13 protein-coding genes are annotated in these 10,489 nt (G+C 47.5%); 9 read left to right on the forward strand and 4 right to left on the reverse strand.

The annotated features are described in order from the left end of the window. Positions 1-127: 127 nt before the first annotated feature. Together QUA74_RS27120 and tadA are read right to left on the reverse strand one after the other, a co-directional pair. Entirely contained in the window at positions 128-856 is a 729-nt protein-coding gene (locus QUA74_RS27120; protein WP_333335230.1) for a lysophospholipid acyltransferase family protein, read from the reverse strand. Positions 857-1,139: 283 nt separating this feature from the next. After that, on the reverse strand, positions 1,140-1,640 hold the full coding sequence (gene tadA / locus QUA74_RS27125) for a tRNA adenosine(34) deaminase TadA (RefSeq protein WP_333335232.1): 501 nt from the start codon (positions 1,638-1,640) through the stop codon (positions 1,140-1,142). A gap of 75 nt (positions 1,641-1,715) precedes the next feature. Here tadA and QUA74_RS27130 point away from each other — a divergent pair, with 75 nt between their 5' ends. Together QUA74_RS27130 and menB are read left to right on the forward strand one after the other, a co-directional pair. Continuing rightward, a complete protein-coding gene (locus QUA74_RS27130) occupies positions 1,716-2,312 on the forward strand; it encodes a TerB family tellurite resistance protein (RefSeq protein ID WP_333335234.1) in 597 nt (198 codons plus the stop codon). A 311-nt stretch (positions 2,313-2,623) separates the two neighbouring features. Then, a complete protein-coding gene (menB, locus tag QUA74_RS27135) occupies positions 2,624-3,457 on the forward strand; it encodes a 1,4-dihydroxy-2-naphthoyl-CoA synthase (RefSeq protein ID WP_333335255.1) in 834 nt (277 codons plus the stop codon). Between the two features lie 220 nt (positions 3,458-3,677). Here menB and QUA74_RS27140 read toward each other — a convergent pair whose 3' ends face one another. Beyond that, positions 3,678-3,977: a hypothetical protein gene (locus tag QUA74_RS27140; RefSeq protein WP_333335237.1), complete on the reverse strand. Its 300-nt coding sequence runs from the start codon at positions 3,975-3,977 to the stop codon at positions 3,678-3,680. A 512-nt stretch (positions 3,978-4,489) separates the two neighbouring features. On the opposite strand from QUA74_RS27140, the gene QUA74_RS27145 reads away from it, so the two are divergent. Beyond that, on the forward strand, positions 4,490-5,716 hold the full coding sequence (locus tag QUA74_RS27145; RefSeq protein ID WP_333335239.1) for an SPOR domain-containing protein: 1,227 nt from the start codon (positions 4,490-4,492) through the stop codon (positions 5,714-5,716). A gap of 268 nt (positions 5,717-5,984) precedes the next feature. Then, entirely contained in the window at positions 5,985-6,689 is a 705-nt protein-coding gene (locus QUA74_RS27150; RefSeq protein WP_333335242.1) for a PspA/IM30 family protein, read from the forward strand. A 42-nt stretch (positions 6,690-6,731) separates the two neighbouring features. On the opposite strand, the gene QUA74_RS27155 is transcribed toward QUA74_RS27150, so the two are convergent. Further along, a complete protein-coding gene (locus QUA74_RS27155) occupies positions 6,732-6,920 on the reverse strand; it encodes a hypothetical protein (RefSeq protein ID WP_333335245.1) in 189 nt (62 codons plus the stop codon). Between the two features lie 70 nt (positions 6,921-6,990). Between QUA74_RS27155 and QUA74_RS27160 the strand changes: the two genes are divergently transcribed. The 5 genes from QUA74_RS27160 (at position 6,991) to QUA74_RS27180 (ending at position 10,432) form a co-directional block, all read left to right on the forward strand. Further along, a complete protein-coding gene (locus QUA74_RS27160) occupies positions 6,991-7,776 on the forward strand; it encodes a PspA/IM30 family protein (RefSeq protein WP_006635936.1) in 786 nt (261 codons plus the stop codon). Between the two features lie 391 nt (positions 7,777-8,167). Then, entirely contained in the window at positions 8,168-8,578 is a 411-nt protein-coding gene (locus QUA74_RS27165; protein WP_333335247.1) for a hypothetical protein, read from the forward strand. Positions 8,579-8,690: 112 nt separating this feature from the next. Next, a complete protein-coding gene (locus tag QUA74_RS27170; RefSeq protein ID WP_333335249.1) occupies positions 8,691-8,984 on the forward strand; it encodes a hypothetical protein in 294 nt (97 codons plus the stop codon). A 3-nt stretch (positions 8,985-8,987) separates the two neighbouring features. After that, positions 8,988-9,383: a hypothetical protein gene (locus tag QUA74_RS27175; protein ID WP_333335251.1), complete on the forward strand. Its 396-nt coding sequence runs from the start codon at positions 8,988-8,990 to the stop codon at positions 9,381-9,383. A 560-nt stretch (positions 9,384-9,943) separates the two neighbouring features. Next, entirely contained in the window at positions 9,944-10,432 is a 489-nt protein-coding gene (locus tag QUA74_RS27180; protein ID WP_333335253.1) for a Uma2 family endonuclease, read from the forward strand. The last annotated feature ends 57 nt before the right edge of the window (positions 10,433-10,489 follow it).

The following is a 10,489-nucleotide window of genomic DNA, read 5'->3' on the forward strand; positions in this document are numbered from 1 at the left end:
ATAATCCGTTGCCGAACTTCCTTCTTCCTGACATCCGTTACATCTTGTACATAATCCGTTGCCGAACTTCCTTCTTCCTGACATCCGTTACATCTTGTACATAATCCGTTGCCGAACTTCCTTCTTCTCAACTTTCATCAAGCTTTTTAAGAGCCATTTCGAGATCGGCTGTCAACAATCGTGCTTCTTTTTTACCACCGCCACCATTGGCATAATCCGCCACCGAAATCGGAGCACCGATCGCAATTTTTACGTGAGAACCCCATTGAGGAATGCGCGGGCGATAGCGGATACTCATCGGTACAATTTTCACCCCCAAACCCGGTTTGCTCAACTCTGCTTGCATTGCCAAACGCGCCAATCCCGGCTTAATCGGGTGAACTTCCCCATCCTGAAAAATACCGCCTTCGGGAAAAATCACCAACATTTCCTTGTCGAGGAGTAGTTCCACCCCATAACGGAGACTGCCAATTGCCGGATGCTTGAGATCCACAGCAAACCCCCCCAAATTTCTGATGAACCAACCTTGCAGTCCTTTCACTTCATCAGCAGTTACCATAAACCGCAAATCGCGTCCAGTCACCTTCTGTCCCGTTGAATAGGGCATCATCAGGGCATCCCACCGGGAGCGGTGCGTAGGGGCTAAGATGACAGGCCCGTCTTTCGGCAAGTGCTCCTGTCCGGTTATCTCAATCTTGCCAAAATGAAACGGTAGGACAACATAGTGACCTAGCGGATAGAGCAAGGAGGTTAACCAAGGAGAAACGCGAGAGGTATTAGGTGCTACCTTGGCAGGCATTGGCTTCACTAGAGATGATTTACTGGACTCAACGGCGATCGTGGCGGTATCGGGCATAGCAATTAAGCTGCTTGATCGAGATCTAAAGTCTAAAGTAAGTGGTTGGACAAATCTTTAGTTTTTGGATCGGGACAGTTTTGCTATTGGCATTGTGCCGATCGAGCGATCGCGCCCACAAGAGATAACCTCTAACAGGCAAAACCTCAGCCAACCGGACAGCACTAATACAGAGCAGTCGGCAGCCTCGAAAGCTTGAGCGGGCAATTACGGATCTATTATTTCAGTTAAAGGGTCAATTTCGATTAAACCTCGCGCAGAAGAGAGTAAAAAATTTTACCTGTTAATTTTTCCGGCGCGCTTCAAACCAAGAAAGCAACTGATCACGGCAAACAGACTCCATAATACCGCCGAGCACCTCTAAGCGGTGACACGAATGGGCGCTATCTGGAATATTAGCCGCCGTCCGAATCGTGCCAGTTTTCGGGTCATCTGCTCCGTATACCAGCAAACCAATCCGAGCTTGGACGATCGCACCAGCGCACATCGGGCAAGGTTCCAGCGTTACATAGAGCGTGCATTGGTTAAGATGCCAGTCTTGCAAAACTTGGCCAGCAGCCCGCAAAGCCAAGATTTCAGCGTGAGCAGTCGGATCGCAATCTCGCTCTCGCCGATTTTGCGCTTCGGCAATTAATTTGCCAGTACCGTCAACAATTGCAGCACCCACGGGTACTTCACCAGCATCACCGGCTGCTTGTGCCAATTCCACAGCCCTAGTCATCCAGCGTTTGTGAATAAAATAAGTAGTCTCACTAATAGACAACGGCTCAGCTTTATAATTCACGTCATACCTAAGTTACAGAAAAACTTAAGATCGATAAATAAAGTTACATTACAGCTTAATCGAGAGTCTTTAATTATGGACACCACTACGATTACCACTGAAATTGTTGAGCTGTTGTGCCGCATTACCCGGCAAAAGCTGCGCGAACAAGATATCACTCCTTTGGTAGTGTTTCTGACGGCTCTGATTTCCATCCTGCGCGGAGTGATGATTATTGACAGGACGATCGCAGTTGAAGAAGAAGAACGGCTGCAAAAGACTCTCAAAGCCTTTGCCAGCGGCGATCGCGATCGGATAGAACTAATTCAGCGCCTTGTCAAAGGAGTATCCAAACAGCAGGTTTACTTCAACCCCACGGAATTGCTAACCCTGACAGCTTTGTTCTCAGAATCAGAAAAACTGTTGCTTATCGGTTCCGGCTACGAAATGTCAGCGGCCGACGGACACATCGATATGCGGGAGCAAATGTACTTACAGTCGATCGCAAATCGGCTCGGCCTCGACTCCAGACACATTGCAGTCATAGACACTTTATTTACTAAAGAAGGAACCCTCGACTCAGAAGCTTTTGCCGAAGTTCAAGCTTTACTCGATCCGAGCGAATTCGAGTCCCGCGATCCGGTATTTGGCAAAGCAGCAAAGCACTTGCTGAGTATTTTACTCCGCCAATAATCCAGCCCCTATAAATTTTTGGGCAGTACAAAGTAGTGAGAGAGGATTTCGAGGATTTGACCCTGTTTCCATTTGAGATGGGACTTGGGCGCTCTTACCCTCAAAAACCGGGTTGTTTAACCCCTACCAAGAGCGCTGCACGGCGTATGTTGCTCAAAAACCTGGTTTCTGCCTAAGTCCTGCTTTATTTTTTTTTGGCAATAGTCGCTCAACCCTTGTATCCCATTGAACCGAATGCCTCTAAAATCTAAAAGCGACTTGTCGCTGCCTTGATTGACTCAGCTCAATCTCAAATCTCAAATTGATTGATTATGCAAATTGAATGGCAAACCGCCAAAACCTACGAAGACATTCTCTATCACAAAAGTGGTGGCACCGCCAAAATTACCATCAATCGACCTCACAAACGGAACGCTTTCCGTCCCAAAACCGTGCTGGAACTGTGCGATGCCTTTACTGATGCCCGCGAAGACACAAAAATCGGCGTTGTCCTTTTCACCGGTGCGGGGCCTCATACAGACGGCAAATACGCCTTTTGCGCCGGCGGCGACCAAAGCGTGCGGGGTTCGGCGGGATATGTAGACGAAGGTGGCATACCCCGGTTGAACGTGCTCGACTTGCAGAAGTTGATTCGATCTATGCCCAAAGTTGTAATTGCTTTAGTTGCAGGCTACGCAATTGGAGGGGGTCACGTTCTGCACTTAATTTGCGACTTGACGATCGCTGCTGACAATGCTATTTTCGGACAGACCGGCCCCAAAGTCGGCAGTTTCGACGGTGGTTTCGGAGCTAGCTATCTCGCCAGAGTTGTCGGTCAGAAAAAAGCCAGAGAAATTTGGTTTTTGTGTCGCCAGTACAGCGCGCAGCAAGCCCTAGAAATGGGTTTAGTCAACTGCGTCGTGCCCGTCGAACAACTAGAACTTGAAGGGATTCAGTGGGCTGCAGAAATTCTAGAAAAAAGTCCGATCGCTATTCGCTGCTTGAAATCCGCTTTTAATGCCGACTGCGACGGTCAAGCCGGTTTGCAAGAACTGGCGGGAAATGCCACTTTGCTGTATTATATGACCGAAGAAGGCGCCGAAGGTAAACAAGCCTTTTTGGAAAAACGGCAACCTGATTTTAGTCAATATCCTTGGCTGCCATAGCTGGATAGAGAAATCAGTTTTTTTATGGGCTCCTATTAAAGTAGATGCTGCTGATTTTTCTGAGTTAGTAAAGCCCAATGCACGCGATCGTTCAAAAGTGTCAGTATTGATGCCAGTTTCCAAAAAGGATGAAACTGCTTTGCCAGATGCAAACCATGATAATGATCAGTGATTCCCCAATCGAAAATCGAAAATGGTATTAGCTATCCTGGCCGACTAACTAAACTGAGACTGCTGCTACGGATTTTTCGGTTAACGTTGTGCCTGTAAGCTGGCAGGCATGGCGCTCGGAAAGAGTGACGGTGGCATCCTGCAGCGTCAGAGTCGATTCTTGCCACATTCCAATTTCTATGTTTTCCCAAGATGACCTAAAAGGCGAAACCGCTAAAGCACAAGCTTTCCAGTGACTTTGAACCGGGCCGCCTAGTAAAGCGCAAACACCCCCGCGTCTGCCCTCCGGGGTATAGTGACGGCAGTGACCACAAGCTGAAGTTAAAGGTGAAGTTAATGAGGTTTGCATAAAAGTTCTTAGGGAAATCATTTTCATCTCTAATTCTCCTTTGTAGAGCTAGCAGGTTTTAGAGCATTCCAACCTTTATGCTGTCTGGTTTGTAGCGATACCCGGAGCATAATTAAATTTTATAATTTATTTATAATCTCGTTATATATAGAAACAATTGGTTCTGTGCTTGCTCATTGTATAGGTAAAAACACAGCTTAAAAGTTTATAAAGACGTTAGGGATCAAGAAAAAGTACAAATGCCCAACCAGTATGAGAGGTTACAAATAAGCGGTAGCTCAGGATACAAAAAGTGGCTGAGACGGTCGGTAAGCAGCCTCCGGGACACAGCAACAATTAAGTTTTCAAAGGAAAATGAACAATAGCTGCCGGCGATCGACAGCAGGCGATCGGGCCCCTGTTGCAGTGACGCCAAAAGTAGCTAATCCTAAAATAGGCAAGTTTTCATGCTTCTTGTTTATCTCTACAATCAAAATATTAAAATTAATTCAGAGGCGGTAGGAGTTTTGCTAATGAGTAAGCGTTCTTCGGTTGAATCCCCAAATCATCAATCCTCTTCAACCCCAATCAAGCCTGCTTTGCAAGCAGTCCTGGGGAGTCTAGATGTAAATCTAGAAGCAGAACTGACAACATACAGAAGGCACAGGAGGCGCGCCGAACAGTGGGTGTCGCCCTCAGTTCGTACCGGCAAGCAAACAGCCACAACCGAGCAACAGCTAGCCCAAAATTTGGCGCCGGAGACTGCGGAGGAAACCCAGCAGCCCCTATCGCTGCCCCTATCCCTTGCCGGCACTCAGGGCGATGCCCCGCTAGCAACTACCAGGGGTGGCACAAAATTATCTAGCAGTGCCTTCGCACCCAACAATTATCTCGAATCAAGCGAAAAACTGATCGAAAGTTTGGACGAGTCAAAAGCTGAGCCTACGGTAGAACGCAGTTTAGCCGCCAGTTTGTTAACCCCCTTGGGACTGAGTTCGATGCTGCTGTTTTTGCTGTCGTGCACAGCTTTGGGCTACGCAGTCATGTACCCGTCAAATCTGGTTAAAATGGCCGGCCTGAACCGTTTGCTCGATCGCACCTCACCCTCTCCAAGCGGCAGTCCCGCCTCTATTTCCACCTCAGCCACCAGCACCAAAGAACTGCCGAAAGCACCAAATCTGGTATCCAAGGAATTTGTCGAGCTAGATTTGAGCACTCTCAGCAATGTCAAGCCGACAGTCAGCCCAATTCCTTCCCCGTCACCAAAAGCATCAATCCCGCCAACTCCGCCAGCGCCTCCGGGCCCCAGCGGGGCTGTGCCGATTCCTACAGAAGACGGCAACCCGGCCAGGGGCAGGGAACAAGGACTCAACAATCTGAGTACGGCTTTGCTTCCCACTGCCAGCCCCAGCGCCGCCCAGCCAGTGCCGACACTGCCGACACTCCCTCCAACACCCTCCCCAGCCCAGCCTGCCGCCACATCCCCGGCGACAGCATCCCCAGCCGCCGCATCCCCAGCCGCCGCATCCCCGCTAGGAAGGCCTGCACGGGCCGCCGACGGTTTCTATTACGTTGTCACCGATTACACCGACGAAAAATCGCTGCAGCAAGCCAGAACCGCAGTTCCCGATGCCTACGTGCGGAACTTCTCAAAGGGTGTCAAGATCCAAATGGGGGCTTTGAACGATCCTGCCTCAGCAGAACGTTTGGTGAAAGAACTCCAAGAAAAAGGGGTGAAGCCACAATACTATCAACCCTAAATTAGGCAAAGACAATTAAACTAATGATCGGGGAGTAGGTTGGGCCGAGGCACGAACCCTCCGTTTCGCTTCACCCAACATTTGCTCAGTTTTGATGGGTAATGCTCGCGCCCTACCCATCCTAAAAATAATCATGATGACCTAATTTAGATGGAATTAAAATTTCAAAATTAAAAATTAAAAAGACGATTGAGGAGTTTTTATTTTTAGTTTTTAATTCTGATTTCTCTGTCTTAATTCTCAAGTTGAAAATCGGGAGACTGGCAAAATGGGATTATTCGATCGCCTATGGCGAGTGATTCGAGCCAATATTAACAGTTTGGTCGGGGCTGCAGAAGACCCAGAAAAAATTCTGGAACAGGCTGTAATGGATATGCAGGAAGATTTAGTGCAGCTCAGACAAGCTGTGGCGGGAGCGATTGCAGCTCAAAAACGCACTGAACGCCAGTGCTCCCAAGCTGAGTCTACAGCAGCAGAATGGCATCAGCGGGCGCAGCTAGCTTTGCAAAAAGGCGAGGAAAATTTGGCGCGGGAAGCTCTGACACGCAAGAAATCTTATCAAGAAACGGCAACGGCGATGAAAGCCAGTCTCGGACAACAGAACGCTGTTGTGAGTAAACTTAAAGAAAATATGCGGGCGCTCGAAAGTAAAATTTCCGAGGCAAAATCTAAAAAAGATATGTACATTGCCCGAGCTCGATCGGCGGCATCGTCGGAAAGGCTTCAAGAAATGATGGGGAATCTCAGTACCGGCAGCGCTTTGAGCGCTTTTGAACGGATGGAAGAGAAAGTCATGCAGCTAGAAGCTCGCTCCGAAGCAATCGCAGAACTCGGAACTAATGATTTAGAAAAGAAGTTTCTCTCTCTCGAAGGTGCCGACGATGTGGATACCGAGTTGGCGGCGATGAAAGCACAAATGCTTCCGGGCAACAATACACCCAAATTGCCGTCGAGCGACCCGCCCGCATCCTGAACCCCCGGCAACCGAACAAGAGTCGGGACGAGCAAAAACTTCTCAACAGCCTAGGTAGAGATGGCTCGAAGCCTGTTGGGGAATTCCCGGATCGAAGTTAAACTCAATTGATAGGTGCATGAATAAGCTTGCCTGCATCACATTACTCGATCGCTTTAAACTGGATTTATCTGTCTGCAAAAATTGCCAAAAACTAAATCGCACTAAAAATCTGACAAGAGTGAATTTCACAACTGCGGGCTAGGGCTATCAAGCCTGCTTTCCGCCTACTTCGTACACCTCACCCAGGAAAAATAGCATTATGGGATTATTTGACCGCATTAGCCGAGTCGTCAAAGCCAATCTTAACGATCTGGTCAACAAAGCTGAAGACCCGGAAAAGATTTTAGAACAGTCTGTTACGGATATGCAGGAAGACTTGGTGCAGTTGCGTCAGGCCGTTGCCAGCGCGATCGCCACTCAAAAGCGCACCCAGACTCAGTACAATCAAGCTGAATCTCAGTCTAACCAGTGGCAGCAGCGCGCTCAGCTAGCCCTGCAAAAAGGAGACGAGACTTTGGCCCGGGAAGCGCTGGTTCGCAAAAAGTCTCACGCTGAAACGGCGGCTACGCTGAAAGCCAGTCTGGATCAGCAATCGGCTCAGGTGGAAAGTCTCAAGCGCAACTTGATCGGTTTGGAGAGCAAAATTTCCGAAGCTAAGACTAAGAAGGATATGCTCAAAGCGAGGATATCCGCTGCTAAGGCTCAGGAACAGCTCAACAATACCATTGGCACATTGAATACTGGCAGTTCAATGGCAGCTTTTGATCGCATGGAAGAAAAAGTTTTGCAGATTGAAGCTCGCGCGGGAGCTTCGGCAGAATTGGCAGCCGGCGGCAGCAATTTAGAGGAACAGTTCCGCTTGCTCGAAAGCGGCGGTGATGTTGACGACGAGTTGGCTCAGATGAAAGCTCAACTGACCGGGGGTTCTGTGTCTCAAGGTCAATTGCCGGCAGCGGGTAAAACGGCAGCAGCTAGTAGCTCGGAGTCGAGCCCGGTGATTGACGCTGAGTTGGAAGAATTGCGATCGCAGCTCAATAAAATGTAGTAATCTCTATCAAAATTTACCTATTTCTCCGATCGCAGGTTTGATAGAATGCTCCGCCGACCTACAGGGCTAGCTTGGGAGGTCGGAGTTTTTTTAGTAATTGTTCAGTACACAAAACCTAGATGCTGTCAACTATCTTTACATTGATTTAAGGAATTAACTCTTTAAAAAGTTATAGAGTAATTCTATTCCTTGCAAGAAAGCTAGCTTGGGAGGTAGGAGTTTTTTTCAGTAATTTTTGCATACACAAAACCTGATTGCTGTCAACTCTCTTTATATTGAATTAAGAAATTAAGTCTTTAAAAAGTGATAAAGTAATTTTATTCCTTGTAATTGCCTCGGCCGCGCCCGATCGTAAGTGTAAATAACTATCAAATATTGCTAATCTGTCATGCCCGTGCAATTTTCTAGAGGCTTTTGTAAAATCAAGTTTTTCAAGGCATTAGCACTTGGTTTTTCAATTGCAGCTATTTGCCCCGCACTGCTATCAGCTCTAAGTGTTAGCGAGTCGATGGTTGGTATCGACTCAGGGGTGCAAGCGCCAATTTTGCATGATAATTTTCCGTCTCACTTAAAACTAAATCCAGAAACAGCAGACGATCGCGATCGGCTTCGTGATTTATACTCGGGTTCAGAATTAGATAGAAGCCGTAAAGAGCAAGAAAATAGCATCCCGGAGTTTGATCAAACGACCCAAAGTCAGGCCCCAGAAACTTTCCCTCAATTGCCGAACCGAGGAGAAAACAGACACGAATTTCCGATTCCTAACCCGCGGCTGCAAAATCCGGCTCCCCTCCGATAACCCGCGCTACCAAAGCCCTTGCCTTCAGCCGCACAGCTTTTGCCGCCTGCTGTTCCCGCGCCGGCACAGCCTGCAGAATTGCTAAGATTCCGGGTACGATCAAAGTCGATCAATGGGAAGTAGTTGGCAGTTGATTTACCGCGAGCCGATCGTGCAAAATCCCAGAAGAGAAATCGCGATCGGAATCGTTACCCGCAGTCGAGAAAGCGATACATCTTTGCTGAGAAAGGATTTTCCGCTGTCGCCGGGAGCAGATAATCGGGGTAGAACTCGGGTTGCGGCGCTGAGGCTGTTTCAAGATTTTACTCAGAGGGGAGAGAGAGATGTCTTTGCGGCGCGATCGCAGTTCTGTGTGGCAATGGCAGCATTTGGCGCTACGGTGAGCAGCAGCAGCCCTGACCGTTAATTTTTGACTTGGCTGGGTCAATTGCAGTACGTGTGGTTGTTGGCTCCTGAGACGCTGCTGCCGGTGCGATCGGAGGTAGAATTGGCTGGGGCAGAACTTTTGGCGATCGAACCATTCGGCATAGAAGGCTCAGACACATTGCGGGGCTACCGTCAGGATGCAATGCTTGCCGATAGCGGGATTTTTGATTCAGCCGATTTGCGGTATCCGATGCAAGCGCACCTGCGACAACCAAGGAGTTTTGCAGGTGACGCCGTTTGTGGATTTTGGCAATGTTTGGAATCCCAGGGAAAGCGCGGTTTTGGAAGCGAATACTTTGCTGTAAGCGGGATTGCGCCTGCGATGGCTGTATGGCGAAAGGTGGAATGCTTGCGGAGGCTGGGGAATTCCTTTGATTGATATTAAGTTGGGCAACAGGAGTTTACAAGAGCGCGGGCTGTATTTTTCTGTATAATTCAAACCTTTTTAAGAAAGCAGTCGTTTTGCCCTTGGCGGAACTGAGCAATTCCGCTATATAGTAATAAGTATCATTTGGCACTCCTCTGTAGCTGCCAAGAGTGCATTTTACTGATAATCTTTAAATTAAACTATGTCTAAGGTGCGGTTGCTGCTTTTAAGTTCTTTTGCTTCCGGTTTTGGGCTTTGCTCAATCATTTTGGCGATGTTTACGATGACTTCCAGGCTGTCGTTTACGTCTTTTTTTACCTTTGTTTTGACTTTGGTCTTTTTTGGAATTAATCTGCTTTTTGCTTTGCATTATTATACATCTATTACCAAGCAATTGAGTGTTAGAAATAAAAGGAAAGCGAGAATTTAGCGGTTGTGAAGCAGAAGCGGAAAAAGGCATGGAGAGTTTTTTATGGAATTTGAATGGAATCGAGAAAACGCCTCTGGGTTAGGAAAACTATCTAGCTGTAAGCCATAATTATTTAAAGTCTAATTATTTAGGAGGTGTGATCGTGGTTATAACTCAAACCAACCCGCCAAATCTTCCAGATGCGACAAAGACTGGCTTTACTCCAGATGAATACCGGGCGATCGAGGAAACAGCCGAAGAACGTCACGAATATTGTAACGGAGAGATTATCGCTATGCCAGGAGGTTCCCCCGCTCACAGCCGTATTACCGTAGACATTACGACTTTTCTTAACGTGGCTGTGCGAGACACAAATTTTCAAATCTATAACGGCGATCTACGCATTTGGATTCCTAGCTTCAATCATGGAACTTATCCCGATGTTCTGATAATTGATGGTGAACCGGAATTCAATGGCGATCACACGGATGAAATTCTCAATCCTTTAGTGATTGTTGAGGTTCTTTCCCCCTCTAGTGAAGGCTACGATCGAGGTGAAAAGTTCAGAAAATATCGTTCTATTGCTAGTTTTTGTGAATATTTGCTGGTTAGTCAAGCTGAACCCTATATTGCAATGGCACTGAAAAAGTGAGCAAAAAAAAATCTGTAAGGCAAGATATACATAGATAATTGCCTTACAAACCAAAAT

This window comes from Microcoleus sp. LAD1_D3, assembly GCF_036702135.1.
In the GTDB taxonomy this organism is placed as follows: domain Bacteria; phylum Cyanobacteriota; class Cyanobacteriia; order Cyanobacteriales; family Microcoleaceae; genus Microcoleus.